Source organism: Candidatus Diapherotrites archaeon (assembly GCA_030688545.1).
GTDB lineage: Archaea > Iainarchaeota > Iainarchaeia > Iainarchaeales > VGJJ01 > VGJJ01.
In genome coordinates, this window is the sequence record JAUYHT010000001.1 from 43,496 (window position 1) to 68,175 (window position 24,680).

Sequence of the window (24,680 nt, forward strand, 5' to 3'; positions counted from 1 at the left end):
ATGAATGGCGAGACCCTCGAAAAAGAGTTTGCAGGCGCCGGAATGTACCGCGAGCACATCCTGGATCATTACCAACATCCCCGCAACTTCGGGGCGCTCACGCGGTGCACCTTTTCCCACACTGAGTTGAATCCAGTCTGCGGGGACATGGTGTCCTTTACCTTGAAAATGGATGCGCATGGAAAAGTGGAAGATGTTCGTTTCTCCGGTCACGGGTGCGCCATCTCCATGGCTTCCGCTTCCCTTTTGTCTGACGAGGTGAAAGGCAAGACCATCCCCCAAATCAAACACATGGACAAGAAGGTTATCCTCGACCTGCTCGGCATCCCTTTAGGACCGGTGCGCTTGAAGTGCGCGATGCTGTCATTGGACACGGTTAAGAATGCCATCAAAATTGGTGAAGAATATGGGGGGAGAAAATAGCATGGCCGATCTGGAAATCCGCGATCTGCATGTGAATGTGGGGGATAAAGAAATCCTCTCAGGCATATCCTTGGATATTAACCGCGGGGAAATTGTCGCCCTCATGGGTCCGAATGGCTCGGGCAAGTCCACGCTGGCCTTTGCGCTCGCGGGCCACCCTAAATACACGATAACCAAAGGGAGCGTCCTATTCCTGGGCCAAAATCTCCTGGCTATGAAACCCCATCAACGCTCCCGTGCCGGGTTGTTCCTCTCCTTCCAGTATCCGGCGGAGATTTCAGGCGTCACGGTCTCCAATTTCCTCCGCACCGCCCTCAATACTCATCTTTCCCAACCCTTGAAGATTTCCGAGTTTGCCTTGCGTCTGAAAGAGAAGATTGCTTTGTTGAAGGTGGATCCCAAGCTCGTCAACCGCTATTTGAACGAAGGTTTTTCAGGGGGCGAGAAGAAGCGCATGGAAATATTGCAATTGGCCATGCTCCTCCCCAAGATGGCCGTGTTGGATGAAACGGATTCCGGCACGGATGTGGATGCATTGAAGATCATCGGCGAGGGCATCACCACCATTTCTAATAAAGAAGACATGGGCATCCTCATCATCACCCACTATAACCGAATCCTTCATTATGTATCCCCCTCGCGCGTGCACATCATGCACCAGGGTAAAATAGTGAAATCTGGGGGAATGGATTTGGCACAGGCCATCGAGAAGGACGGTTTCGAAACCGTATTGAAGGAGGTTGTATAATATGCCCGAGCACCAAAACCAACCGGAGAACCGTTCTCCCGATGCGGGGGACTCCCCCAATAATTTCCCGGAAACCCAGTCCGAAACCTCTCATGCATCCGTCGTCTCCCCTGGCCCCGCATCCACGCATCCTTTCGTGGATGCCACACCCACCGGAGACCCCCTCCTGGATGCCATCAAAAAGGCCTTATCCCAAGTCGAGGACCCCGAGTTGCACGTGGACATTTTGACCCTCGAATTGATCTACGATGTAAAAATCCATGACGGCCACGTGGACATCACTATGACTCTGACGTCCATCGCCTGCCCCTATGGTCCCATGCTCGTGGAGATGGTCCGCCAATCCGTATCCAAGGTTGAAGGGGTTAAGCAAGTGAACGTACAAGTCTCATTCGAACCCCCCTGGCAACCCTCCGAAGACCTGAAGGCGATGATGGGGCTATTGTGAACAAACTTTAGGGAGTATTAAGTGGTAAGAGAGAACTTTTTTTTAGGGGAATATAGTTAATGCAGGGCATCAACAAAAATAAACCCTTGTAAAAATTGATCCACTTCATTTCGGGATTATCAGAATCTCACGGACGTACTACGCTGGAGTGGAAATAATAAACTTCCCACAACAAAAGGCTCCCCGGCCCTCCTCCGAATTTCCAATCCCGCGACGTATCCCATCACCGCCGCCCGCCACAGCGGGTTTAGCAGAATTCGCAAATTTCGTCTTTGTTCTTTGCCTTTTTCTCGTCTTTGGCTTTTTTCTTATCGGGCATGGTATCCCTCCCCTCGTGACTTACTTTCAAATCGTTCGTTTTTAATCCTTCGCCACCCCCAGGTATACGCGTCGGAAGGTGATGACATGACATCAAATGACATTGGAAAGGAATCCATCGCGTTACATGAAAGACTGGGGGGAAAGCTGGGCACGTATTCCAAGATGAAAATAGAATCTCAACACGACCTGTCGTTAGCCTACACCCCGGGCGTCGCCCAGGTGTGTCTCGAAATTCATAAGAATCCCGCGCGCGCTTTCGACTTAACGCTCAAAAAGAATGCCCTGGCCGTCATCTCTGATGGCTCCAAAGTTTTAGGCTTAGGCAACTTAGGGGCTTTGGGGGCCATTCCCGTGATGGAGGGGAAGGCCGTTCTGTTTAAGGAGCTCGCAGGCATCGACGCTTTTCCCATCTGCATCAACACGCAGGATACCCAAGAACTCATCCGGGTCATCCGTGAGATTTCCCCTGTTTTCGGTGCCATCAACCTGGAGGACATCGTCGCTCCCAAATGTTTTGCAGTGGAGAAATCCCTCCAGGATTTGGGTATTCCGGTTTACCATGATGATCAACATGGGACCGCGGTGGTCGTTTATGCCGGTCTCACCAATGCCTCTAAAGTGATGGGCAAATCATTCAGCCAATTGAAAGTATGCATCAATGGGGCCGGGGCCGCGGGCCACGCCGTGGCAAAAATGCTTTTGGGCATGGGTTCTCCCGACACCTTCCCATCCGTGAAGGAAGTGGTGGTGGTGGATTCCAAGGGCATCCTGTATGATGGCCGAAACGACATGGATCCTGATAAACAGGCCCTGGCGCGGATGACCAATCCCTCAAAACGGGAGGGAAAGTTGAGGGAGGCATTGGAAAACATGGATGTATTCATCGGTGTCTCGGTGGCGGGCGCCCTGAAACCCGAATGGATGGCTAACATGAATGAAAAACCCATCATCTTTGCCCTGGCCAACCCCACCCCCGAAATCATGCCCGATGTGGCTAAGGCCGCGGGCGCAGGTATCGTGGCCACGGGGCGGAGTGATTTTCCTAATCAAGTGAATAATGCCCTCGCCTTTCCAGGGGTGTTTCGCGGGGCCATGGATGCGCGGGCCATGCGGATTACGGAAAGCATGAATGCCGCGGCCGCCCTAGCATTGGCGGGTATGGTGACTAACCCCTCGGAAGCATCCATTCTCCCCGAACTCCACGACAAGAATGTGGCGGCCGTCGTGGCAGCCGCGGTGAAAGCCCAAGCGCTTCGTGAGAATGTCACGCGCCCATAGGGGGTTGGGACGGCGTTTCCGTTTGAGGCGGCGGGGCCATTTCCAACTCCCTTCCTTTCTCCGTCAATATCAAAATATTCCCCCGTCCTTTCTTGATCTTCTTGATCAACCCATAGGATTCCAATTCCGACACGATCAATGATACCTTGGCTTCTCCAATAGTGATGTGGCTGCGCAAATCCTTCTGCGTCATCCTATTTCCTCCGCGTCGAAGATGATGAATGACTTCCACCGCATACTTATCCAAAGCTTCCACACTAAATGGTTTAGGCCATTGTTCCATCTGTTCCGTCAACCGTTCGACGTGAGTCAAATCCTGTGTTTCCGGTAATGATTTGGGGATGTTGCCGCTCTGCTTCACATGTAACACCGCATACCCCGCCCCCAGGATGAGGGTTCCCACAATTCCCATCCAGATGAGGGGGGTCTGCATGACCTGTTCCCACATGGTTAATGGTTCATCGTCCGGCAGGGGGTCATCAGGCAACCCATTGAGAGTGGGGAGCATGATCAAATCAACCACGAATGTCCCTTCTCCGGTGATGGATATGGTTTGGTTGGTATCCATCAGTAAAATTCCCCGCTCGCTATAGGAGGCCCGGATGGTATAGTCTCCCGGTCCAATGGTAAAGGCGTATTGTCCGTCCTTGGAAAGCTTGGTTTGCGCGGGCTGGGTGTCAATAGTGATGACGGTATTCCCCAATGGCTCTAGGGTCAGGCCGTCATAAGCCGTTCCGGTGATCGTGGCCGCGTGCACCATTCCAAGGATGAGGAAAAAGGATAGCCCCACGAGTCCAGCGTGCCGTATAATGGATGAGTCCATGCTCTATGTTTGCTCTATCCTTCCTTAAAAGAATGCGGCTCAATCCGACCTTTATCTTTTCATCCGAGGGCAGATAAAGCATTTCGACACTTTTTTTACCACTCTTTGGCGAGGTTCATGAAGAATGCTTTTAAAGAAAAAAGAGAATAACCCTTCATGCGCCTGCTCTTTGCCTTCTCATTCCTACTCCTAGTAATCATCCTTCCCCTCTCCCCGGTCGTGGCTGAAAATAAATACGACCCTTCCTCCTTCCGCATCAGTTCTTCCTCTCGTATTCCAGATGGAACAGTATCCCTCATCTCGCCCCCCCTTCCTATTCATTCGGGTCCTACTACCCTCATTGATGTCGAGACCGAAGGCCAGGTCGTGAGGAATGAACAGGTGGTGGCTCGATCTACGTATGCGGCCGCCCGTGCCAACCTGGCCAATGCTTCCCAGTCCGAACGCCGCGAGGCCATTCAATCCTATAGTGATAGCCGGGCGCTGCTCATGGGGGCCATCCTCAATTCCCTCATCACCATCTATCATAAGACTAATCTCCTCACCGAGCGGATGGAAACAGCGACGCTCCGCCTCGACACATTATATGCGCGCAAGCGCGCCGGGGGGGTGCAGGTTCCCTCGTACGACGCCCGCTACCAGGCACTTAGGACTGAGTGGGCCGAAATCAGTTCTCAGAACGCCGAGGCCGCCCAGGCATTAGAGGCCGCCGCCACCTCCCAGAACAAGGACCCCTCCATTAGGGAAGCCAAAGAATCCTTGAGGCGTTCCATCACTCGTCTCCAATCCTTCCTGGAAGATTATCGCGCGCTCGCGCAAGATGTCGTGCAAGCCCGTTGAATTAGCTGGAAAGTGTATGGGTGAAGAAACCCATTTTAGTATTTCCCCCGCATCTCCTCTCTCTTTTTCATCCCATAGTCTAATACCCATTTTTAATCAATCCACCCTCTCTATCCTCTCATGCCCTCCCCCCGCGATGTCATCATTCTGGGTGGTGGTATCTCCGCCCACACCGCGGCGCTCTATTCAGCTCGCGCCGCCTTGCAGCCTCTTATCATTTCAGGGGAGAAACCTGACCAACTGTCATTGACCACGCTTGTGGAGAATTTCCCTGGTTTTCCTAATGGGATTAATGGTCCTGATCTCGTGACGAATGCGCGTCAGCAGGCTGAAAAGTTTGGTGCGCAATACCAAAGCGGTCGCGCCACCGCCATTCAACGTCTTCCAAATGGCTTTTTTGAAGTGACCACGACCGAAGGAATTTTCCAAGCTCGCACCGTCATCATTAGCACGGGGGCGGATGCCCGTGTCACGGGTATTCCGGGAGAAAAGGAATTCTTCGGACGCGGCGTTTCCACGTGTGCGGTGTGCGACGCGGCCCTCTACCGGGGGAAAGAAACGGTTGTCATCGGGGGTGGGGATTCAGCGATGGAGGAAAGCCTGGCCTTGTATAAGTTTGCCAAGAAAGTCACCATCGTCCACCGCCGAGATACCTTCCGCGCCTCCCAGATCATGCAAGACCGGATGGTGGGGTTGAAGGATAAGGTCACCGTCCTCTGGGATTCGGTTCCTATGGGGGTGCTGGGTGACAAATTGGTATCAGGGGTGAAGATAAAGAACCTCAAGACGGGAGTGGAAACCATTCTCCCCGCTGATGGCATGTTCCTCGCCATTGGGCATATTCCCAACACGGATTTCCTCAAAGATTTTTTGACCCTGGATGCCAATGGTTTCATCATCACGCAGGGGGTGAAGACCTCGCAACCCGGGGTGTTCGCGGCGGGTGACGTGATGGATCCCCGTTACAAGCAGGCCATCACGTCCGCTGGCACCGGGTGCCAGGCCGCGCTTGAAGCCGAATGGTATATTGAACATCTCAAAGCGGAGGGTAAATATGAGTCCTGATTTCCATTCGACTCGTGTCCCATCCTTCTTTTAAACTTCAATTTTTCTCCCTCGCTATCACCCGAAGGGGGGATTACCTTCCATGACTATTTATGATCCATTCGGTCCCGAGAAAATCATCCAGTTGTACGATCCCAAATCCGGGATGCGCGGGGTAATCGTAATTGATAACACCGCTCGCGGCCCCGGGAAAGGGGGCACGCGCATGACGGGAAGTGTGAGTCTCCAGGAAGTGATGCGCCTCGCCCGCACGATGACATGGAAGAATGCCATGGCCGATCTCCCCTTCGGAGGGGCCAAATCTGGTATTATCTTTGATCCTCATTCCCATTCCCCTCAAAAAAAGAAGCAAATCGTCGAAGCATTCGGCCGCGCCCTTAAGGGAATGGCCCCCCATCTGTATATCGGGGCGCCCGACATGAACATGGCCGAGAAAGAGATGGCCTGGATTGTTCAGTCCGTGGGAAACCGGAAGGCCGTTACCGGTAAACCCTTTTCCATGCGCGGCCTCCCTCATGAGTTAGGATCCACTGGCTTCGGGGTGGCGCATGCCACATTATTAGGCATTCATCACATAGGGATGAACCCCGAGGAGGCACGCGTGGCCATCGAAGGGTATGGCAACGTGGGCACGTTCGTCCACCAATACTTATCCGAATGGGGAGTTATGGTGACTGCGGCTTCCGATTCCAAAGGGGTCATTTCAGATAACCGGGGATTGGATTATGAGCGCCTAATCAAAATTAAAAAAGAACAGGGGAGCGTGACCAAATACCAAGGGAAATACGCCCGGGTTTCTTCCAACATCCTCACCGCGCCCGCCAACGTATTAGTCACGGCGGCCATCCCCGATCTGGTGACGATGGAAAACATCTCCCAGGTCAAACATTCCCTCCTCGTGGAAGGGAGCAACATCCCCATGTCCTTGAGTGTGGAGAAGCGTCTCCACGCGCGTGGCACGTATGTCATTCCCGATTTCGTGGCCAACGCGGGAGGCGTTATTTCTTCCTATGTGGAGCATATCGGGGGCACCCAAAACCAGATGTTCCGGATGGTGGAGTCCAAGATCAAGAAGAACGTGAAAGCCATGTTCCACGAGCATCGTAATAAAGAATCCCCACGCGACGCCGCCATGCGCCTCGCCATCCGGCGAGTAAAGCAGGGCAAATGGAAAGGACCTAAGGTGTAATTCGGTTCTTTTTTAATCCCAGCTTCGACTATGGGGGCCGCCGCTTCGAGGACGAGGATGGCGTAATCGAATAGGATCGTAATGTTCTTTCATAAAAGATTCTGCTTGTTTTTTCGCGGCTGCCTTTGTTACTCCTTGGTCCATTAATTTTTTAACAAGGCCATTTGCGATCTCTTGCCGGGGCATTCCTAAAAGACCAAATCCTATCACAAAAGATGAATCAAGTCGTGGGCCTTGTTTGTTTACTTCAGGTTTGCGGTATCTTCTGGGTTTTGGCATATCCAGCGGTAGGATCTGGAGATATAAAATAGTATATGCCTTTACTCGATATGCCTTCTCCCTTTTCTCTTGCCCATGAAGATGGGCAAGCTTCTGCGCGTGCAGGGAAATTGAATCTCTCCCATGGGAAGGTCGAAACCCCTTTTTTCATGCCCGTGGCCACCAAAGGAAGCGTGAAGCACCTCACTATCAACGAAGCCTCCCAGATAGGTTACCGGTGCCTGATTGCCAATGCCTTCATATTCTATCTCCGCCCCGGCCTGGACGTGGTTGAGCGAGCGGGGGGTATTCATTCGTTCATGGGTTGGAAGCACAACCTTTTCACCGATTCCGGGGGTTTCCAAATCCTGGACGAAGGGTTTCTCCGCGCCCGCACGGAAGAGGGGGTGGTGCTCAACAATCCCTTCACCAAAAAGCCGGACTTGTTTACTCCCGAGCGATGCATGGAGGTACAAATGCGTTTGGGCAGCGATGTGGCCATGTGTCTGGATGATGTTCCCCGGTTTGGGGAGGATAAGGGTAAACCGTTTTATGCGGAAACACTCCAGCGAACGTTGCAGTGGGCCCAGCGCTGTCGTTCCTCGCATGAATCCAAGAAACAGTTGTTGTTTGGTATTTCTCAGGGTGGAACTTTTTTGGATTTGCGAAAAAAGGGTTTAGACTCTTTGAAAGAAATGGGTTTCGACGGGATGGCTTTGGGGGGCCTCGCCATCGGCGAACCCAAACCCACGATGCAACGCATTATATCCCTGGGTAGAAAAACCATTTCGGCGGATATGCCCCTCTACGTGATGGGGTTGGGTACTCCAGAAGATATCATCCAGGCCATTTCAAATGGGGCAGACATTTTCGATTCGGCATTTCCAACCCGAACCGCCCGTCATGGCCTCGCCCTCACTTCCAGTGGAAGGATTTCTATCCGCCATTCCAAGTACGCTTCCGATTTTTCCCCACTTGATTTGGATTGTTCATGCCTCATCTGCCATTCCCATTCTCGCGCTTTCCTGCACCATCTTTCAAAAAATAATGAGGAGTCCGGCGCCCGTTTCTTAACGCATCATAATCTCGCGTTCCTCCAGCGCACCCTGGAAGAGGCCCGCACGGCTATTCGTGAAAACGAATTCCATTCCTTTGCCACGCAATTCCTCCAATCCTTCCACTCTGGGCAGGTGCCCTCACAGTTATAAACACTCGAAACAGGAGTTATGGGAAGGTGGTTCCATGGCATTCACAGCTCCCAAAATCCAAGATATTCTGATTCCTGATTTCCAGCGCGTGGCGCACGACGCGCCGGTGACGTCCCTATATACTGCTTTGGGGAAGAGCAAGGGTGTCCCTGCTCTCGTGTTCAAAGGGAAGGATTTCGCCGGCCTCGTAACGGCCTCCGAGTTGCTTCGGAATGTGAATGCCTCCCGGACAAAGGTTTCCACCCTCCTCCGGAAAACGCCTTCCTTAAAATTTTCGGATTCACTTGAAACGGCTATTCACCTCATGCGGGATGCGGATGTCCGGGTTTTACCTGTCATGGTTAGAGGAAACGTCGTGGGGATCGTGCGCGCCAGAGATATATTGAAAGCCCTCATCAAACATCCTGTTTTTGACCAAGTGACTGCGTCCCGGTTGGCCACCCTTTCTCCCTATTCAGTATCCCCAAATGATGACCTCGGCAAAGCGCTCACTATCATGCGCGATAACCACGTGCGCAAACTTGCCGTTACGGACGCGCGGGGCCTTCCAGTGGGGTTGATAAAACTGGAGGATCTGGCCGGTGATATCCTGGCCAAGATGGATACGGGCCCCGATAAATATTTCCGGATGGGCAAGGATGCCCAATCCATATCCAAACCCTCCCCTATGAGCATGAAGGTCGCGGGCATCATGGAAGATCTCCCCGTGATTGTGGATCCCGAGGCCCGGATGCGGGATGTCCTAAAACAGATGGCCAAACAGAACAATCCGGCCGTCCTGGTAAAGCACAACATGCTCATCGCGACGCAGGATGTGTATAACTATTATCTGGCGGCGCTTCTTCCTCAAACCCTGCCCATCGCCATCTCTCATCTCCCGGATGTGGATGGGATTGATCAAGGGTTCATCGAGCAGACTTTGGAGCGGACATTCCAGAAGCTCATGCGCGTTCTGAAAAGCGATCATCACTTGCATGCTGTCTACAAGCAGGTTCAAAAATCAGGCTTGCGAGCCCGAACCAATGTCCGATTGTCCCTTGAAGGCGCGGGTCGCTCCTACCATGCCGAAGCCACGGATTGGAAGGTCCGCCTCGCTACCGTAGAGGCGTGTAAAACCATCGAGAAAGAGGTTTTACGGGCATTTAGATCCAATTCCTCCCGCAAGAATAGGGCAGTTTAAAAGCATTCATCCCGGCTCATGGGTATGGTGGAATTCAAAACCAAAATTTCCAACATCCTGGATTATCCCGCCCCCGAGAATGGCGCCACGCGCGTGTTCGAGTGTCCCATTCCGGATGGAATTGAAATGCCCTACCTCCCTGGTCAATTCGCCATGATTTCCCATCCGGAAGTCAAATTACTAGCCAACCCCACCCAAACCAAATGGGCGTCCTATTCCATCTCCTCTTCCCCCACCCAAAATGAAAAATTGGAGTTCTGCCTCGGTGGAGGCTCCCCCACGGGGGTGACGCACCGGCTCATGCAGGCCAAAGAAGGGGAAGAGATAGCTATCCGCGGCCCTTTTGGTAAATTCATTCTTGAAGAGGACGCACCCGAATATGTTATGCTCGCCACGGGCACGGGCATTGCTCCCATCATCTCCATGACGCGCACCCTCCTGGCCAAAGGGAAAACGGTTCCCATCTCTCTTTATTTCGGTTTCCGTTTTCCCGGGCAATTCATGTATCGCGAGGAACTCTTGGCGCTCCAGGAACAATATCCCCACTTTCATTACTATCCCATTGCCTCTCGTCCAGAAGACTCGTGGGGGTTTGCTAAAGGACACATCCAAGATGTGTTGAAAGACTATCATTCTCCCTCATCCAATCAGGCGAAAGTATACATCTGCGGCAAGCCCGCTATCGCAGAGGAACTGGTCACCTTTTGCCAGGAAACCCTTCATTTCCCCACAGCCAATGTGCACATCGAGAAATGGTGAATTTATGGCCAAACCCTTTTTCATGAAGCTCGTGGTGTATGCCCCCAAAACGCATGTTGATCCTATTCTCGAGGCATTGCATCAGACTGGTTGCGGGAAATCAGACGGCGGCAAATACGAAGGACGCGCCTTCCTCACATTCGGACATGGCACATGGATCGCGCTCAAGGGGAGTAAGCCTTTCAAAGGGCGTCTCAACCGTCGCGAAATGGTTCAGGAAGTCCGGATCGAGACCACGTGTCCCAAAGAAAAATCGGCAGACATCCTCCGCATCATCCGATCAATTCATCCCTATGAAGAACCCGTGATTGAAATCTATTCCTTGGACGCCGTTTCCAATGCGGCCCCCCTCAAGGCAGGGGCCAAAGTTCTCCGGTACAAGTAGCGGAAACTTTTTACAAAAAAGTTTCATCAAAACAAACTTTTTAGGAAAAAGTTTGATCAAAAAATCTTTTTACAAAAAAGTTTCATCAAAAAACGGGTAATACTTCTTCTTTTAGGGTGGCTTGTATCTCCCATTTTAGGCGAGCGAGCACGTAGGCCGAATGAGATTCTTTGTACTAAAGTGATGCCCCGCCTTTCAGCCGGGAAGGTCTTCGTTTATATTGGATATTACTCCTCTCAACCTATGCCGGCAAAAGGGTGGGGGTCTCGGTGGGCGAATAAAGCCAGGCTCCTTGGCCGCGGAATGCTTCCAAAAAGAGTGGGGAAAGAAATGCATCGCGCGATATTGCGCTGGAGCGGGAGGGATGTTTCCCGACATGATAAGGCTCGAAAGATTGTTCAACGCCAGGATCCGGGAGCTATTTTATTGCGGGAAAATTTCAGAAAACATGCTTCTGAATCAGTAGAAGCAATGTCCCCTGCCCGCGAGCTGGTAGAAGAAAGGAAAAAATTGACTGACAAAATAGAAGGTATAACAAATGCCCTTTCATCCATGAGAGGAGGTACCGACGTTTATAGAGAAAGGCTATCGGAACTTCAACGATCAGTGCAAAAAAAAAATAATATTAATCGGCAAATCAGAGAATTAACGCAACCCTTTTTCCATCTTACGTATGAGTACTCGGCGAGAATGGAAGCGGCTCATCTGGCGCTCGATTGGATGGGGTTCGGGTTCCAAAAACCGGCGCATCAGGTCATCCGCGAATCTATAATCACACAGGCGCCTCATTTGTTCGCCCAAGATCCCTTCCAATCCACACACAAAATCGACAAACGCGTGGTGGCGGCTTCCCGATTACAGAGTATCAAACGACTGATTCCCATCCTAGGCCCTCTCGGGGCGCGCCGTTTCTACCGGCGTTTCCAGAAATTCTATTCCGTGCTGGCCCAATGACGAAACGAAAAAAATAATTTAAAAAAAGGAATACATCGGCTTCCGCCGGTGATAAAAAGGATTTATTTCTCTATTTGGTTTCTATTCCTTTGAGACACCACAAACCCACCCGCCAGCAACACGCTGTATAGAATGAATGGCATGACGGTTATCAACACTTCCAAATTCGGTAAAGGATTCGAGGCGGTGATTTCCATCCGAATGGGCGCCGCGCTCACGCTCGCGATGAACGCGAACAGGAACAGCCCCACCAAAGCTGGGTCAAATTAGCCTCTCATGTGAAAAAGCCCGTGATTCCCATGGAAGAACGCCGACGAATGAAATTGGATGCCATTCAATCCACCAAACGCGTGATGCGGGATGATCGTCATGTAACGGCTACCAGATTGGCGGAATTACGTAGTGAGATCAATCAGATACGTTGGGATTCTCCCAGTGAAGCAATACGCCTTTCGCGGTTAAACACCTTCATCTCGGATGTCCGAGATCGTCTCGCAATGATAACCGCGGAAAGACGTGGAAGGGTCCAGGCCCATTACACCGTCGCGGCAAGGCATGGAGCTGCGTTGCAGGCAATCTCCATGCTTCCCCAATCGGCTCGCGAAAAAATCAATGAAATAGGACTACTCGAACTATCTGAGATCATTTTCATCCCGGAAAAATACAATGGAGAATTGTTCACGTCACCAATTCCTACTCCGCGTTCCCACCGTGATTATGAGGGTAAATCTCCCCGCCAGATTCGTAGGATCGTTCTCGATAGGCTCCGACCCTATTTCAAACCGTTGGAGGCCCGATTATTCCTCTTCCATTTTTACCGCTATTTCCGCGCGTACACCACTCCTATTAGAAAACGCCGTCAGTAGTGCTCGAGCGCCTTGATCCCATAGGATATGGTCGACCCAGCTTTCACAACAGTTGCCACCTGGATGACTTCGGTGACTTCCTGCTCCGTGGCCCCATAGGCCTTGGCTTTCTGCGCGTGGGAATCGATGCAGTATTCGCATTGGATGGCGCATGACGCCCCCAAGGCGATCAATTCCTTCGTCTTCTTATCCAGGGCCCCCGCGGCCATCGCGGCATTCTTCCATGCGGCATAGGCCTGGCTGGATTGGGCCAGTTGCTTGAATTTCTCGGAAGCTTTCATATAATTTTCATAGAATAATTCGCTCATGTTTAGATTCACCTTCTGGCTCAACTCAATTCCTCTTTTTATGGGTGCCTTTGAGCAAGGGTATTTATGGGCCTGACAGGTTAGAAAGAACATGCCTCCCAAACGTATTCGGACTATGAAGAAGATTGCTTCCCTCCCTCGTTTAGTTAGGGGAAAAATAGGTGAATACATACTTCGAAGGGAATCACGAAAAATGGGGAAGTCCTTTCAGCGAAAAGATATGCGTTTTTACCTAACAGCAGCCGGGCTCGATAGTCTAGCCCAAAAAGAAGCTTTAACCCAGTATCATATTTTTAAAAATCGCTATTTTAAGAGGCGTTACATCAACAGGTTGCAGTCCGACCCCATTTTTTCCTTTGATGCGTCGCATGATCCAGCTGGGTCTAATCGTTTAATTCGCGCGGCGGCAAACGCCCAAATGAGAATTAATAGGGCCCGAAATCGAGCCCGGCGATTACGGTTTAGAAAGGATGTCATTACGGTCGCGGTAGAGGAAGCCTTTCGTTCGATTGGCGCATCAGCCCAAATATCACAAGACCTGGCCTCATATGGCAGGTTAATAGAATTGGTTCCTCGTTTTCCTTTGCCCTTCCATCCTCGGATTGGAACCACAATCGAAGAGGTCATTCTCCCGTCTAAAAAAATGAAATATGACCTGTATTCCCTTCTTCGGACCGAGATGAAAAGTCAATTCTCTCCATTACGCGCCAGGGCATTCGTAAACGCTTTTTATTTGATCTATATTTCATTGATGAGAGAAGTGGTAACTCGCGACTCTTAATTTATTAAAAAAAAATAGGGGGGGATTCTCCCCCCCTTTTAATTTTCATTCCTCGAGATCTTCGATCCCATTCTCGGTGACCGCGTACACGGCTTCCCCATCGGGCAATGAGGGGGAATCCACGAGCTTGGCGATGCGCTTGTTCTCTTTTCCCTTGCGCAGATATAGCCGCGTCTTGCTCGCGTGCGCCACTACATTTCCCCCTACGGGAGCAGTGGGGTCGCCGAACATGATGTCCGGTCGTTCCAGCACCTGGTTGGTTACGAGTACCGCGACATTGCTCACCTCGGCGAGCCTTTGGAGCACGCGCATGTGCTTGTTCAGGCGTTGCTGCCGGTCCGCGAGCTGTCCGCGTCCGATGAATTCGCTCCTGAATTGCGCGGTGAGGGAGTCGACAATAACCATCTTGATGTTCTTCTCCTTCACCAGGTCCGCGGCCTTCTCCGCGAGGAGCATCTGGTGGTCGGCGTTGTAGGCGCGGGCCACGAATATTTTCTTGAGCGCCTCCTGGGCGTCCATTCCATTGGCCTCCGCGATCGCCGTCACCCTTTCGGGTCGGAATGAATTCTCAGAATCGATGTAGAGGCAATTCCCATTCAACCCTCCTTCCTCGATGGGTTTCTGCACTGTCACCGCGGTCTGGAAGCACCATTGGGTGTTGTGCATGAACAATGGTTTTTCCCCCCCGATGAAACTATGGATGCCGGGGACGGTCAAATCGTACACCCAATTGTCATAGGAGACCTTTTTCTTGGATTCGATCCGTTCCCATTTTATTTTTCCTTCAGCAAGCGTCCGGAGGATCTTCAAGTCCTGTAGCAATTGCGCATCGGCCACTCTCTTTTGGATCATCCCCCTCAAAACCACTCCTATCTGTTGGGCCTTTTGGTCATTCATACCGCGGGAGATGTAATTCTGGAACGTGCTTTTTTTGATCCCCATTTCGGAATAGATTTCGTCTGTCCGGAAAGGGAGCAACGCCAATGCATCCATCACATTTCCGGGCGTCGGATGAGTCAACAATTCGAATGCGTTCCCCATCTCTTCCAACCGTTGCTTGAAGAACCAGTTTATTTTCTGCACGGTTTCTTCGGCTGTCCCATCATTCCGTGACGTGGTTGAAAAGTACATCTGCCAGATGGTCTTGAACTCGCTCTGCAGGATGTTTTTCTTACTCCATTGGTTGAAACGTCGTCGCGAGCCGCTCAATTGGAAATAGGCCCTTTTCACGATCTGGTCGAGCGCGTGGGTGGGAATCCCATAATGCGTCCCGATATTCTGGTCATTCAACTGCGTATTGGTTTTCAGATGGCTTCTTTCAAGCAATCGCTTGACTTTTTGCTTGCTTTTGGTGTCGGTGACATACACCAAGTATTGGGGCTTTCCTTCCACTATCCTTACTCCCGTGGTGGCCTGGATCCCTAATCGTGCATACAAATACGTAATCTGATGGTTGAGGGTTTTGGAGCGGGTGGACGTGGTGATGGTTTTATGGGCTTCCCCGTCCCCGTCAATGTACCCCCTCAGGAAGGCGGCCACGGCCCCATCGTCTGATTGCAACACCTTTTCAGGCACGAATTTGGTGTAGGAATCCGTGCGAGCCAATCCCTGCATCCATTCCCGAGTTGGTTTTTGGAAAATGATGAGGTTTTTGTCATAATTGACCGACGGGGTGTACCCGAATCGGGTTTGAATGAATCCTTTCAGCCAATTGAGTGTTCTTTCATCGAAGATGGTGATGCTCAGGGGGTTTCCGCACCCTTCTGCCACGAACAATCCAAGGAAATAGGCTTCATCTTCCGTCAGGGTTAGTTTTCCCACGTTTTGGATGATACCGGGGGCCCCGATGTAATCTCCTTCTTCCAATAGCCCGGTCGATTTCCACTGGATCCCATTCTCATTTAATGTAAGTAATGGATGCTGTTGGGTCAATCGCACGGTGTTTCCCCGGTTGGTCGTCACCTCGACCAATTCAGATACTTTTTCTTTGAATAGGTATTGCGCTTGGGCCGTTTGGATGTTCCCATCCAAATCGATTCCCATCACCTGCACGGGATGGTTCAAGTCGGCCAAAAACCCGCCATCATGCGCCCGTTCATTGATGGCATATTTTTGATACACCTCTTCCATGGAATCCAGGTGGGGCACATCGGGATTCAGATAGAATAAGGGAGTGGTCTTCTCCACGCATTTCCCAGAAGCGAATTTTCCATAAATCTCGGTGATGGACTGGGTTTCAATCCCGCCCCCGATCAGCTTATCCAGCTCGGCAGAGCCGGTGGTGATTCTTCCCACCAGTTTCCGTCTTTCCGCGAGGATGTCCGCGCTCTCATAGCCCATCTCGAGGGCGTCCCGTGCGGCTTTGATGGCCTTATCCGCGGTCCCTTCCCCCAGACTAGCGGCTTCAATCAATTCCATGGGCGAGGCCACGGCCACGCTCTCTAACGTTTTATATCCGGCGGAAAACAGCTTTTCCGCGGCGAGGGGCCCTATTCCGGGCAAATCTTTAATTTCTCGAATCTCTACTTTTGGCATACTTTTCCCATCCTGCCTCTTTTTTGGGTACGATTTGAGAAGCCGGCGTTTGGGGTGCCGCTTCCCTTGCACCTAATGAGACATCCAACATATCGTTGACCCGCTTAAAAAGCTTATGAGACCAAAGTTCCGAGGTCGTCGAACGGCTTCCATTGAAATCTTTTGTAAAAAACCCAAATAGGGCATTCATCCCATTCGGGCTGGGTGACAATCTCTTGTGGTGGGCCTTGAGATGGGCCGCAACACCTAATATTTGGAAATAAGCTGCAGAGGCATTGGCTCACCAAGCAGTTCTACCCACCCTTATTTTTTAGCGCTTGGTATCCGTATCCCGTCCGGATTTCCTGGAATTATTCGGTCGTCAGTTTGAATGCCCCGAGCGGGACATGGGCCTTCTATTACAACTTGCTCTGCGATTGAAACCCTTGGATGATACCTTAAAGTATGTACCCAATATTTATTCTATATCCTTCACTCAGGCCAAGGTGGCAGAACTCCTTAAATGCATAAAGGGAAAACAATCATAGTATGCCAAATGAAATAATCATAACTTGTTGCAAGGATCCTGATCTGGACGGTTTCGCCAGTGCAATCGGATATGCTGAGTTGTTGAGCAAAACTGGCACACCAACAATACCTTGGATTTCCGGGAATGTCCATCCAGAGGTTCATTTTGTCATGAAAAAATTCGATTTCCCATACCCCGTAGAAACCACCAATCCTGAAAATTTTGCTCAGTTTGTGCTGGTCGATTCCAGCGAATTGAATGGATTGGATAAACGCATCAAACCAGAAAACGTGATAGAGATCATCGACCACCGAAAAATCAATGATTCACATCTCTTTCCAAATGCCAAAATCCAAATCGAATTGGTAGGCTCCGCTGCCACCCTCATTACTGAAAAGTTCAAAGAAAAACAAGTTACTCCTTCCGCGAAGGCTGCTGCACTGTTGTATTCCGCGATTGTATCCAATACATTAAATTTCAAGGCAAAAGTAACTACTCAGCGTGATATGGCAATGGCTGAATGGCTCCTCCAGCAATTTCAACTTCCAACAAATTATGTTCATGAAATGTTCGCGGCCAAATCAGACTTGTCAGGAAACAGGCTCCAAAATGGCATCCGGGGAGACTTCGCATGGTTCGCGCTTGGAAACAAAAAAATTGGAATTGCTCAACTCGAAATCGTTGGGGGAAGTGAACTGGCAAGTAGACGCTCTGACGAAATAATAGAGGAATTGAGCCAATTAAAGGTTGAGAAAGGACTCGATCTTATTTTCATGTCCATTATTGAACTGGAAGAGGGATTCAACCTATTCATAACCAAAGATCAAGAAGCTCAAAGAATACTAAGTGAATTATTTGATATCACGTTTAACGATACCATCGCAAAAAGAAATGGTCTTATCATGCGAAAAGAAATTGTACCATTGTTAAAAGAGAAACTCCAAGCACACTGATGCGGAAATATGACTGTGAAAGAATTTGATGCAAAAATTTGCTGAAGAAGTGGCAGATGTCGATCAAGCGACAGAATTATTCCAGAAGGGGCTCTTGCTCCACCACACTATGCCCCGAGCGGGATTTGAACCCGCGATTTAGGCACCACAAAACTTCCTTCTTTATCTGCCTAAATTTAGGCAGATGGATTTAAATTACTTCATCTGCCTAAAATGGTATGGCGCTTCGAATCAAAACTATTGCCGGAAAGCCCTATTATTATCTTCATCTGAGCTATTTTATTCAAAGTAAGTCCAAAAGTTTCAGCAAGTACGTCGGAACCGAAAAACCCACGCAAAACAATCTCACAAAATTAGAAGGTTCATTCCGGGATGAAATCATCGAAAAACTGGGAAAACAACTCTTTGCGAATGAAAACATTTCAAAGGACGATGTCATCAAGACGTTCCTTTTCCGTGACGCATTCAATGAGAAATACAAAAAACTCTCACCGGTTGAACGAAAAAATTTCGAAGTCAACCGCACCATCCTTTTTACTTTAACCACACTTACAACTGAAGACGTGGACGTGGATTTGAACGACGTGATGGCAGCCTACCAAAAAGAGGCAAAACTGGATGCGCGTGAAACAATCAGCAAAAACATGCTCGAAGGGGTAGCTAAAATCAAAGAGTCGTGGAAGCTAGATGAAAAATCAATTCTATCGCTCCACAAAACAATTATGGCCAGTTTTGAAACGAAAAATCCGGGAACCTTTCGCCAAAGACAAGTTTACATTCACCGTCAAGATGAAAAAAATCCATTTGGAATAGAGATCGCACACCGTCCGCCTTCTTTTCTGGAAATACCAGAGCGCGTTGAGGAAATGGTTAAGTGGTATAATTCAAGTGGTCTTAATCCTATCGAAAAAGCGGCAGGCATTCATTTTGAATTGTATGTTATTCATCCATTTTTGGATGGGAATAAGCGCGTATCCCGGCTACTATTCAATAAAGCACTAATCGAAAATAGTTTTCCGTTAGTAAACATCTCCGAAAAGAAAGAGGATTATTTTCGCGCACTTATTCAGTCGGTTGAGGCCAAAAATGTAAAACCATTCACTGAGTTCGCCCTCAATGAGTTTTACCGGCAAGTCAGACAGTTCCTAAAAGCTAAAAAAATACCCAAAACAAATATAGAACAAAAAGGGGAATGAAAAAAGTAGGATAATTATCACCACCTGACTAGAAAAAGTAGGTGGTGATAAAAATGCCCCGAGCGGGATTTGAACTCACTATTCCCACTTGCCCTACGACTGAAAAACGTGGCACGCAATCTCGTACACTATGCTAAACAATTGCAACCATTTCCCTCGAAAGCTAAAAATGAGGAAGTGGTGAATGGAGGTGCCCCAAAACAACCAGAGATCGAAGTCCCAGAAGATCCAGTCGAACGGTTAGTTATCGAATGCCTTTTCCGAAGGCCATGCGCTTCCTAAACAAGGGTAATCTTTCGGCTTAAAACCAAATATTTTGACAGGGCCCGTCGGAAGGGTAGTTTTTTATATCCCAAATCATTCCACTCTTTTCATGGGCATTGTGACGAATACCAGGAGGGCCATTCGAGACGCTGCTTTTCTTGGTCAACGGGCTAAAGGAGCCCAATTTAGAACCGTTCGTCCTCCGATGTGGCGTCGAAAAAGTATTCGCCTTCAGCTTGCTCATCACAGAAACGTTCAAAATTTCCTGACTCGCTCGACCGATAACCTCATCCTGGCGCGCGAGAAGGTCATCAATGGGGAAGTTGACCCCAGGCATATTAATGAGTTTAACAAAAGTGTCAAGGCTGGCTACATGTATAATAGCGTTGTGCGAAAGGTTTTGGGGGCTGGAGCAGGTGGTATGGTATTTGTCACAAAGATGGTTTCAGAGGGAGGTGGAATTCCTGCTTTAATTGTGGGAGGGGGGTTTTCTGGATTGTTTGCCGCCGGTTTTTTGTCAACGATACCCAGTGCGCGCCGAGCCCGTTTGTTCAAAGTGTTGAGGCGAGAAATTTATGTACAAAGGGATGGTGAGACATTTCATCGGAATAAGAAAAGTCATAATGAGAGAGTGGTGGATGCGGTTATCCGCGAGTTGTCTGAATTGCAACAAGAGAATGAGCGCCAGATGAATATCGTCCAGAGCCAATTAGAACACGCTAAGAAATAACGCCCTATTTCTTCATTCCTATTTAATCGTTTGCGCCCCTATTCATTATATATGGTCACCCCATTCCAATTTCCTTTCACTGGCACCCTGCCCCATTTCCATTCTCCAGGTTTAGAGGTGGATTTGGCAAAGCGGGAATTCCGAACGTATGCCCTCGGTGTCCGCTCGCCCGACCCGGAGGCCAAGCAGCGGGCGCTCGAACTCCTCAGGAAGGAAGTGGAAACTCATTCTCTTTTCCGGGGAAAGGAATTAGTCCATCAACAACCCGATATCGAACTGGTTTTTGATCTGGCAAAGAAAATAATCGATCTCCACGTGTTTCCCCTTATCCTCACTGGAAAATACACCAAGCTCGTGCGTACCATTGCTCAAACGTTTCATTATTGTCCCGCGTGCAAAGGCATTGGTTGTGCGTCCTGCGGAGGGAAAGGAAAAATCACCGAGGAGAGCGTGCAGGAGCTCCTCTCTCCCTTTCTAAAAGACGCCTTCGCCTGCGACGCGGTGTTGTTTCATGGCGCGGGGAGGGAAGATGTGGACGTGCGCATGCTGGGTTCAGGACGGCCATTTGCCATTACACTTGAAAATCCCCGAAAACGTGCCGCCGACATGGCGCGTATCCAAGAAAATATTAACATCTCCCTGACTGGGAAAGTGCAAGTCAGTCATTTGGAGATCGGCATCCCTTTCGACGTGGCGCGCCTTACTCAACAGTACCATACTAAGCGGTACCGCGCCCTCGTAAAAAGTTCCATTCCCCTGGAGATATCCAAACTCCAAACCCATTTAGGTCAAAAGATAGACGTCCTCCAAACCACCCCCATTCGAGTGGAGAAGCGCCGCGTCATGAAACAGCGTCCCCATTGGGTTATTCTCGAAAAAGTGGAACACGTTGACGATACCCACATTCTAATCCACTTGCATGCCTCCGCTGGCTGCTATATCAAGGAATTCATTTCAGGTGACGAAGGGAGAAGCGTGCCATCCTTTGCCGATTGGGTGGGCGTCCCCTGCGTGTGCGAGGAACTCGATGTCCTGGAGATTGTCGAGGGCCAGGAGAAGACTTTTTATGTGGTGGAATAACTACTTCTTTTCAAACCGGTCCTTGTCTCTCCCATAGCACTTGTCCATAACGCGCTTCCACGCGCCATCCAAATCAATGTTTTGCGAATTGGCCAAACAGCAGAGAGTAAAAATAATGTCTCCCATTTCATCTTCCAGTTCCCTCGTCTCTTCGCTGGATTTCTTCTTCTTGGGCCCCCAACGATGATTCACTTCGCGCGCCAATTCTCCCGTTTCTTCTGTCAGGCGCGCCATAATCTCCAACGGCTGCCAATATGGGGGATTGAATCCTTGCGCCCACGCATCTACGTCCTTTTGTATCTCTTTGAGGGGCATAGGCTGGCCTATGTTTCTCTGTTGATTTAAATGTTGCTCCATGTTTGAATGGAAATCCATTGTAGAATATTTCATGCCTTATTTATCTCTTCGTTTGTCTCGAACGGAATTACTTTCGCATCCTGGATAATGAGTTCTACTTCCCCGCCCATCCCTATTTTACTTCGTCCTCGGATTCGGAGGCGTTTTCCCAGCAGGTTCCGGTGCAACTCTCTTTTCCCTTCATCGCTCTGCAAGGCCGCCAACACTTCTTCTTTAGTCTTTCCATACGTCTGGAGCGCCTGCTCCTCGAAGGCCACCCCCCGCAGGGAGGCTGACCCATCATCCAACAACAAGGGTAGCAGGAGCCGCGCATCTATTTTCTCGGATTGGCAGTGCACGCACGCGGTCATAATTTCAGGGAGTTTCCCTCCGCAACCCCCGCATTTCACATAATATCCTTTCCCCGGGAGCACGTCGATGATATGCGCCTCTCCGTGAACGGAACGGTTTTCCTGGATGTGGGCAAATGGGGTTATTTTGTCTGGGGCAGAAATATTATCCCCACCCTCATTCGTCACCGTAAACCCCCCATTATACCCCATGTTCAATTGCAGAGTCTCCTGAAACAATCCCACTCGGCAATTCGTTAGTTTCAATTGGCTTCCCGGCCGCAGGCCTTTTTGCAAGGCCTCGTCGGCCTGGTCATTCCAGAACGTGATGAGCGCCTCCCCCGTTTGGTCTTTGAGGCGGACGTGGATGTATTTTCCCTCTTTTCCATTCCGGGTGAATGGTTTCATCCGATCGACCATCGTGACATTTCCCTGTGTGTCCACATTGGCCATCCCGGCCTTCAATTCTCCTAGCTTGAGTAAAGTATGATCGGCCTGAAGCGAGGATATCTTCACTCGTAACTCATTAGCCACCAGGACGGTGGCGCCGTGTTCGGTTAGCAATCCATTGAATTGGGCGATTTTCTTTTCGATGCGGGCGCGGACATCTATTTCATCCATTCCTGATTGAGCGACGATCTCTCGGAGAGCGCTTTCCATATCTATGCTAGCAGTCATATCCCTTTTTCTTTACGTCTTCCTTCGTTTTAAGGGTGTCTCTGCAGGGAGCGTTCCCTAAAATGAGTCTATTTTTCGTTCGCTCCGAATGTTCATGCTTTATATTTGTAGTTGTCGTGTGTGAGTAGCCTATGTGGGAAGAGTTAGGGGAAGGGATATACGCCTCGTTCGGTTCGGAGCGAGAGACCAATGCCTACGTGTTAGTGGGCAAAGACGTCGCTCTCATCGATTCAGGGTTGGACATCAATGCCCGACAGCTCAAGGAAGGCCTGTCGTCTATCGGCCTCTCCCCCAAAGAAGTGGGGATGATCCTCCACACGCACGGGCATGCCGATAATTTCGGTCTGGACCATTTGTTTCCCCGCGCTCAAGTCTGGATGCATCCCGCCGATGCCACGTATGTCAATTCGCGCGACTCCTCTTTCGTCATGGCGGAGAGCTTGCAAGCGTATGGATTGAAATTCCCCCAAATACCGCATCATTTCATTGAGAAGCAGGTCATCGACCTGGGTAATTTTTCCATCCAGGTTCTTTTCACTCCTGGCCACACCAAAGGAAGTGTCTCCTTCATGGAAACAAACAAGAAATGGCTTTTTTGCGGGGACGCGTTGTTTTCCACCGGTTTAGGGAGGTGGGATTTAACATCAGGCAATAAGCCCCAAGTCATATCATCCGCTAGGAAAATATTGTTCTCTTCTCCCCGGATGGTTTTACCCGGCCACGGCCCCCCGCTTAAAGCCCGGGGCTCCGCCTCCATCGCCCGCCAGCTCGAACGACTCATGGTGGAGGAAGTGCCTGAGGCGTTCTACTAAAAAGTAATTTCCGGCTGGCCGTCGAGGCGTAAAGATGTCCTCCTGGGTTGCTTCATCTCGGTTTGAAAAACTCATTTTAATAGTATGCTGGTAGACTAGGTTAATTGGGGCCAGGGGGTAGGCCGTTTTATAAGCCCTTTTTGTTTAATATCGCTGGTTCGCATGGCGCTTCACACCCAGAAAGACGGCCTCCAGGCGGACGGGATAAAATCCTTCCCGCAGTCCCCCCAATCGGGAAAAGTTTACCAATCCCTCCTCTCTCATGCTAAAGAGTCTCCCGGCCACGTTTTCCTCGTCATCGATCCTCCCGATCATCAGCCCGAACAGGTGAAAGCCCTCGCCCAAGCCGCCGACCGAGCGGGCATCTCGGCCTTCGCCGTAGGGGGAAGCCTTGGGGCGCAAGGAAAACTATTGGATGAGTGCATCACGGCCATCAAATCGGTGTCCCAGAAGCCTGTTATCCTCTTCCCAGGAAATATTGCCACCATCTCCCCACAAGCGGATGCCCTTTATTTCATGGTGCTCTTCAACTCCCTTGATCCCTATTACTTGTCCGGCGCCCAGGTGGCGGCCGCCTATCCGGTGTCCCGCATGCGTTTAGAGACCATTGGCACCGCCTATTTAGTCTTCGAACCCGGCCAAGCCGTGGGATGGGTTGGTTCCGCCAAACTTCTTCCCCGCAACATCCCCTATTTGGGGGCTGTGAATGCCCTCGCCGCCCAGATGATGGGATTCCAGCTCATCATCCTCGAATCCGGGAGCGGGGCTCCTGCCTGCGTTCCCCCTGAGTGCATTGCCGCCGTGCGGAAGATGGTATACCTTCCCGTCGTCGTGGCGGGGGGCGTGCGCACCCCTGATGATGTGTATGCGTGCATCACTGCGGGCGCCGACATCGTGCACGTGGGCACGAGCATCGTGAAGGCCTCTGAAGGCAGCCTGGAGAAGGCCGAGCAGCTCATGAACGAATTGGTGATTGCGGCCAAGAAAGCGGGGAAGGAACGCTGATTATTTTCGTTTACATTGCATCGAACCGTCGCATATCATACAGGGTCAAAATGGCTGCAGTCATCTTATTTTCTGCATACTTTCGATGATACTTTGCACGCGTTAAGTGATAATGGTACAACAAAACCCGTGCCTCATCGCGAGGCACTTCCATCCGGCGGAGTGTCAATGGCAAGTCATACGCCCCCATGGGAAGTTTTCTGTCCAGGGCGTCTTGTTTGATGCGCGCCCATTTTTCCTCAATCGCGCCCGGCTTGGTGGCGATGATTCTTTCAATTTCCAATATGAGGCGCTCATATCTTTGGCGATGGGACGTCTTTTTCCCACTGGGTTTCCGTGGCCGCTTTCCCGGTCCCCCAGGCCTTGGTTGTTTTCCCCCTTTTTGAGTCATGGAGGGGG

The 24,680-nt window shown here is 50.4% G+C and carries 28 protein-coding genes; 20 read left to right on the forward strand and 8 right to left on the reverse strand.

Annotated elements, in window-relative coordinates; genetic code table 11:
* The 4 genes from Q8P05_00225 (at position 1) to Q8P05_00240 (ending at position 3,218) form a co-directional block, all read left to right on the forward strand.
* Positions 1 to 423 carry an iron-sulfur cluster assembly scaffold protein gene (locus Q8P05_00225; protein MDP2665917.1) on the forward strand — a complete coding sequence of 141 codons (423 nt, stop codon included), beginning with the start codon at positions 1 to 3 and terminating at the stop codon, positions 421 to 423.
* 1 nt (position 424) lies between these two features.
* A complete protein-coding gene (sufC, locus tag Q8P05_00230) occupies positions 425 to 1,171 on the forward strand; it encodes a Fe-S cluster assembly ATPase SufC (GenBank protein MDP2665918.1) in 747 nt (248 codons plus the stop codon).
* Position 1,172: 1 nt separating this feature from the next.
* Positions 1,173 to 1,619, forward strand: a complete 447-nt coding sequence (locus Q8P05_00235) for a metal-sulfur cluster assembly factor (protein MDP2665919.1) — start codon at positions 1,173 to 1,175, stop codon at positions 1,617 to 1,619.
* Positions 1,620 to 2,024: 405 nt separating this feature from the next.
* Entirely contained in the window at positions 2,025 to 3,218 is a 1,194-nt protein-coding gene (locus tag Q8P05_00240; GenBank protein MDP2665920.1) for an NADP-dependent malic enzyme, read from the forward strand.
* Here Q8P05_00240 and Q8P05_00245 read toward each other — a convergent pair.
* Positions 3,205 to 4,041: a winged helix DNA-binding protein gene (locus Q8P05_00245; GenBank protein MDP2665921.1), complete on the reverse strand. Its 837-nt coding sequence runs from the start codon at positions 4,039 to 4,041 to the stop codon at positions 3,205 to 3,207. The genes Q8P05_00240 and Q8P05_00245 overlap by 14 nt on opposite strands.
* A gap of 156 nt (positions 4,042 to 4,197) precedes the next feature.
* Between Q8P05_00245 and Q8P05_00250 the strand changes: the two genes are divergently transcribed.
* The 3 genes from Q8P05_00250 to Q8P05_00260 all read left to right on the forward strand — a co-directional run bounded on the left by Q8P05_00250 (position 4,198) and on the right by Q8P05_00260 (position 7,135).
* The gene (locus tag Q8P05_00250) at positions 4,198 to 4,881 is read left to right on the forward strand and encodes a hypothetical protein (protein ID MDP2665922.1); all 684 of its coding nucleotides are present in this window, start codon (positions 4,198 to 4,200) and stop codon (positions 4,879 to 4,881) included.
* 120 nt (positions 4,882 to 5,001) lie between these two features.
* A complete protein-coding gene (trxB, locus tag Q8P05_00255) occupies positions 5,002 to 5,946 on the forward strand; it encodes a thioredoxin-disulfide reductase (GenBank protein ID MDP2665923.1) in 945 nt (314 codons plus the stop codon).
* A gap of 82 nt (positions 5,947 to 6,028) precedes the next feature.
* Positions 6,029 to 7,135, forward strand: coding sequence for a Glu/Leu/Phe/Val dehydrogenase (locus tag Q8P05_00260; GenBank protein MDP2665924.1), 1,107 nt, complete (start codon positions 6,029 to 6,031; stop codon positions 7,133 to 7,135).
* 12 nt (positions 7,136 to 7,147) lie between these two features.
* Here Q8P05_00260 and Q8P05_00265 read toward each other — a convergent pair whose 3' ends face one another.
* Complete coding sequence (locus Q8P05_00265) at positions 7,148 to 7,414, reverse strand: hypothetical protein (protein MDP2665925.1); 267 nt, start codon at positions 7,412 to 7,414, stop codon at positions 7,148 to 7,150.
* A gap of 50 nt (positions 7,415 to 7,464) precedes the next feature.
* Between Q8P05_00265 and tgt the strand changes: the two genes are divergently transcribed.
* The 5 genes from tgt to Q8P05_00290 all read left to right on the forward strand — a co-directional run bounded on the left by tgt (position 7,465) and on the right by Q8P05_00290 (position 11,879).
* Positions 7,465 to 8,601, forward strand: a complete 1,137-nt coding sequence (gene tgt, locus Q8P05_00270; GenBank protein ID MDP2665926.1) for a tRNA guanosine(34) transglycosylase Tgt — start codon at positions 7,465 to 7,467, stop codon at positions 8,599 to 8,601.
* Positions 8,602 to 8,635: 34 nt separating this feature from the next.
* Positions 8,636 to 9,781: a CBS domain-containing protein gene (locus Q8P05_00275; protein ID MDP2665927.1), complete on the forward strand. Its 1,146-nt coding sequence runs from the start codon at positions 8,636 to 8,638 to the stop codon at positions 9,779 to 9,781.
* 24 nt (positions 9,782 to 9,805) lie between these two features.
* Positions 9,806 to 10,540, forward strand: coding sequence for an FAD-binding oxidoreductase (locus Q8P05_00280; GenBank protein MDP2665928.1), 735 nt, complete (start codon positions 9,806 to 9,808; stop codon positions 10,538 to 10,540).
* Between the two features lie 4 nt (positions 10,541 to 10,544).
* Complete coding sequence (locus tag Q8P05_00285; GenBank protein MDP2665929.1) at positions 10,545 to 10,925, forward strand: hypothetical protein; 381 nt, start codon at positions 10,545 to 10,547, stop codon at positions 10,923 to 10,925.
* A 243-nt stretch (positions 10,926 to 11,168) separates the two neighbouring features.
* The gene (locus tag Q8P05_00290; GenBank protein MDP2665930.1) at positions 11,169 to 11,879 is read left to right on the forward strand and encodes a hypothetical protein; all 711 of its coding nucleotides are present in this window, start codon (positions 11,169 to 11,171) and stop codon (positions 11,877 to 11,879) included.
* 62 nt (positions 11,880 to 11,941) lie between these two features.
* Here the strand turns inward: Q8P05_00290 and Q8P05_00295 are convergent, their stop codons facing one another.
* Entirely contained in the window at positions 11,942 to 12,130 is a 189-nt protein-coding gene (locus Q8P05_00295; GenBank protein MDP2665931.1) for a hypothetical protein, read from the reverse strand.
* 48 nt (positions 12,131 to 12,178) lie between these two features.
* On the opposite strand from Q8P05_00295, the gene Q8P05_00300 reads away from it, so the two are divergent.
* Entirely contained in the window at positions 12,179 to 12,745 is a 567-nt protein-coding gene (locus Q8P05_00300; protein MDP2665932.1) for a hypothetical protein, read from the forward strand.
* Here Q8P05_00300 and Q8P05_00305 read toward each other — a convergent pair.
* Positions 12,739 to 13,053 carry a carboxymuconolactone decarboxylase family protein gene (locus Q8P05_00305; GenBank protein MDP2665933.1) on the reverse strand — a complete coding sequence of 105 codons (315 nt, stop codon included), beginning with the start codon at positions 13,051 to 13,053 and terminating at the stop codon, positions 12,739 to 12,741. The genes Q8P05_00300 and Q8P05_00305 overlap by 7 nt on opposite strands.
* A 91-nt stretch (positions 13,054 to 13,144) precedes the next feature.
* Here Q8P05_00305 and Q8P05_00310 point away from each other — a divergent pair, with 91 nt between their 5' ends.
* Positions 13,145 to 13,834, forward strand: a complete 690-nt coding sequence (locus tag Q8P05_00310) for a hypothetical protein (GenBank protein MDP2665934.1) — start codon at positions 13,145 to 13,147, stop codon at positions 13,832 to 13,834.
* A gap of 45 nt (positions 13,835 to 13,879) precedes the next feature.
* On the opposite strand, the gene radA is transcribed toward Q8P05_00310, so the two are convergent.
* Positions 13,880 to 16,369, reverse strand: a complete 2,490-nt coding sequence (gene radA / locus Q8P05_00315) for a DNA repair and recombination protein RadA (GenBank protein ID MDP2665935.1) — start codon at positions 16,367 to 16,369, stop codon at positions 13,880 to 13,882.
* 528 nt (positions 16,370 to 16,897) lie between these two features.
* Between radA and Q8P05_00320 the strand changes: the two genes are divergently transcribed.
* The 4 genes from Q8P05_00320 to Q8P05_00335 all read left to right on the forward strand — a co-directional run bounded on the left by Q8P05_00320 (position 16,898) and on the right by Q8P05_00335 (position 21,100).
* On the forward strand, positions 16,898 to 17,830 hold the full coding sequence (locus Q8P05_00320; GenBank protein ID MDP2665936.1) for a DHH family phosphoesterase: 933 nt from the start codon (positions 16,898 to 16,900) through the stop codon (positions 17,828 to 17,830).
* A gap of 218 nt (positions 17,831 to 18,048) precedes the next feature.
* A complete protein-coding gene (locus Q8P05_00325) occupies positions 18,049 to 19,026 on the forward strand; it encodes a Fic family protein (GenBank protein MDP2665937.1) in 978 nt (325 codons plus the stop codon).
* A 373-nt stretch (positions 19,027 to 19,399) separates the two neighbouring features.
* Positions 19,400 to 20,020, forward strand: coding sequence for a hypothetical protein (locus tag Q8P05_00330; protein ID MDP2665938.1), 621 nt, complete (start codon positions 19,400 to 19,402; stop codon positions 20,018 to 20,020).
* Between the two features lie 51 nt (positions 20,021 to 20,071).
* Positions 20,072 to 21,100: a tRNA pseudouridine(54/55) synthase Pus10 gene (locus Q8P05_00335; GenBank protein ID MDP2665939.1), complete on the forward strand. Its 1,029-nt coding sequence runs from the start codon at positions 20,072 to 20,074 to the stop codon at positions 21,098 to 21,100.
* On the opposite strand, the gene Q8P05_00340 is transcribed toward Q8P05_00335, so the two are convergent.
* On the reverse strand, positions 21,101 to 21,415 hold the full coding sequence (locus Q8P05_00340) for a nucleotide pyrophosphohydrolase (protein MDP2665940.1): 315 nt from the start codon (positions 21,413 to 21,415) through the stop codon (positions 21,101 to 21,103).
* 71 nt (positions 21,416 to 21,486) lie between these two features.
* On the reverse strand, positions 21,487 to 22,464 hold the full coding sequence (locus tag Q8P05_00345; GenBank protein ID MDP2665941.1) for a DUF2240 family protein: 978 nt from the start codon (positions 22,462 to 22,464) through the stop codon (positions 21,487 to 21,489).
* Positions 22,465 to 22,595: 131 nt separating this feature from the next.
* Here Q8P05_00345 and Q8P05_00350 point away from each other — a divergent pair, with 131 nt between their 5' ends.
* Both Q8P05_00350 and Q8P05_00355 read left to right on the forward strand, forming a co-directional pair.
* Positions 22,596 to 23,276 carry an MBL fold metallo-hydrolase gene (locus Q8P05_00350; protein MDP2665942.1) on the forward strand — a complete coding sequence of 227 codons (681 nt, stop codon included), beginning with the start codon at positions 22,596 to 22,598 and terminating at the stop codon, positions 23,274 to 23,276.
* A 162-nt stretch (positions 23,277 to 23,438) separates the two neighbouring features.
* Positions 23,439 to 24,281 carry a geranylgeranylglyceryl/heptaprenylglyceryl phosphate synthase gene (locus Q8P05_00355; protein ID MDP2665943.1) on the forward strand — a complete coding sequence of 281 codons (843 nt, stop codon included), beginning with the start codon at positions 23,439 to 23,441 and terminating at the stop codon, positions 24,279 to 24,281.
* Positions 24,282 to 24,291: 10 nt separating this feature from the next.
* On the opposite strand, the gene Q8P05_00360 is transcribed toward Q8P05_00355, so the two are convergent.
* Positions 24,292 to 24,672 (reverse strand): hypothetical protein, encoded by a 381-nt coding sequence (locus tag Q8P05_00360; GenBank protein MDP2665944.1) that lies wholly within the window; start codon positions 24,670 to 24,672, stop codon positions 24,292 to 24,294.
* Positions 24,673 to 24,680: the final 8 nt, after the last annotated feature.

Excerpts from the sequence above, each read along its gene's own strand:
- Q8P05_00225 (MDP2665917.1), top strand. The coding sequence starts at position 1 with ATGAATGGCGAGACCCTCGAAAAAGAGTTTGCAGGCGCCGGAATGTAC.
- sufC (MDP2665918.1), top strand. The coding sequence starts at position 425 with ATGGCCGATCTGGAAATCCGCGATCTGCATGTGAATGTGGGGGATAAA.
- Q8P05_00235 (MDP2665919.1), top strand. The coding sequence starts at position 1,173 with ATGCCCGAGCACCAAAACCAACCGGAGAACCGTTCTCCCGATGCGGGG.
- Q8P05_00240 (MDP2665920.1), top strand. The coding sequence starts at position 2,025 with ATGACATCAAATGACATTGGAAAGGAATCCATCGCGTTACATGAAAGA.
- Q8P05_00245 (MDP2665921.1), bottom strand. The coding sequence starts at position 4,041 with ATGGACTCATCCATTATACGGCACGCTGGACTCGTGGGGCTATCCTTT.
- Q8P05_00250 (MDP2665922.1), top strand. The coding sequence starts at position 4,198 with ATGCGCCTGCTCTTTGCCTTCTCATTCCTACTCCTAGTAATCATCCTT.
- trxB (MDP2665923.1), top strand. The coding sequence starts at position 5,002 with ATGCCCTCCCCCCGCGATGTCATCATTCTGGGTGGTGGTATCTCCGCC.
- Q8P05_00260 (MDP2665924.1), top strand. The coding sequence starts at position 6,029 with ATGACTATTTATGATCCATTCGGTCCCGAGAAAATCATCCAGTTGTAC.
- Q8P05_00265 (MDP2665925.1), bottom strand. The coding sequence starts at position 7,414 with ATGCCAAAACCCAGAAGATACCGCAAACCTGAAGTAAACAAACAAGGC.
- tgt (MDP2665926.1), top strand. The coding sequence starts at position 7,465 with ATGCCTTCTCCCTTTTCTCTTGCCCATGAAGATGGGCAAGCTTCTGCG.
- Q8P05_00275 (MDP2665927.1), top strand. The coding sequence starts at position 8,636 with ATGGCATTCACAGCTCCCAAAATCCAAGATATTCTGATTCCTGATTTC.
- Q8P05_00280 (MDP2665928.1), top strand. The coding sequence starts at position 9,806 with ATGGTGGAATTCAAAACCAAAATTTCCAACATCCTGGATTATCCCGCC.
- Q8P05_00285 (MDP2665929.1), top strand. The coding sequence starts at position 10,545 with ATGGCCAAACCCTTTTTCATGAAGCTCGTGGTGTATGCCCCCAAAACG.
- Q8P05_00290 (MDP2665930.1), top strand. The coding sequence starts at position 11,169 with ATGCCGGCAAAAGGGTGGGGGTCTCGGTGGGCGAATAAAGCCAGGCTC.
- Q8P05_00300 (MDP2665932.1), top strand. The coding sequence starts at position 12,179 with ATGGAAGAACGCCGACGAATGAAATTGGATGCCATTCAATCCACCAAA.
- Q8P05_00305 (MDP2665933.1), bottom strand. The coding sequence starts at position 13,053 with ATGAGCGAATTATTCTATGAAAATTATATGAAAGCTTCCGAGAAATTC.
- Q8P05_00310 (MDP2665934.1), top strand. The coding sequence starts at position 13,145 with ATGCCTCCCAAACGTATTCGGACTATGAAGAAGATTGCTTCCCTCCCT.
- radA (MDP2665935.1), bottom strand. The coding sequence starts at position 16,369 with ATGCCAAAAGTAGAGATTCGAGAAATTAAAGATTTGCCCGGAATAGGG.
- Q8P05_00320 (MDP2665936.1), top strand. The coding sequence starts at position 16,898 with ATGCCAAATGAAATAATCATAACTTGTTGCAAGGATCCTGATCTGGAC.
- Q8P05_00325 (MDP2665937.1), top strand. The coding sequence starts at position 18,049 with ATGGCGCTTCGAATCAAAACTATTGCCGGAAAGCCCTATTATTATCTT.
- Q8P05_00330 (MDP2665938.1), top strand. The coding sequence starts at position 19,400 with ATGGGCATTGTGACGAATACCAGGAGGGCCATTCGAGACGCTGCTTTT.
- Q8P05_00335 (MDP2665939.1), top strand. The coding sequence starts at position 20,072 with ATGGTCACCCCATTCCAATTTCCTTTCACTGGCACCCTGCCCCATTTC.
- Q8P05_00340 (MDP2665940.1), bottom strand. The coding sequence starts at position 21,415 with ATGCCCCTCAAAGAGATACAAAAGGACGTAGATGCGTGGGCGCAAGGA.
- Q8P05_00345 (MDP2665941.1), bottom strand. The coding sequence starts at position 22,464 with ATGACTGCTAGCATAGATATGGAAAGCGCTCTCCGAGAGATCGTCGCT.
- Q8P05_00350 (MDP2665942.1), top strand. The coding sequence starts at position 22,596 with ATGTGGGAAGAGTTAGGGGAAGGGATATACGCCTCGTTCGGTTCGGAG.
- Q8P05_00355 (MDP2665943.1), top strand. The coding sequence starts at position 23,439 with ATGGCGCTTCACACCCAGAAAGACGGCCTCCAGGCGGACGGGATAAAA.
- Q8P05_00360 (MDP2665944.1), bottom strand. The coding sequence starts at position 24,672 with ATGACTCAAAAAGGGGGAAAACAACCAAGGCCTGGGGGACCGGGAAAG.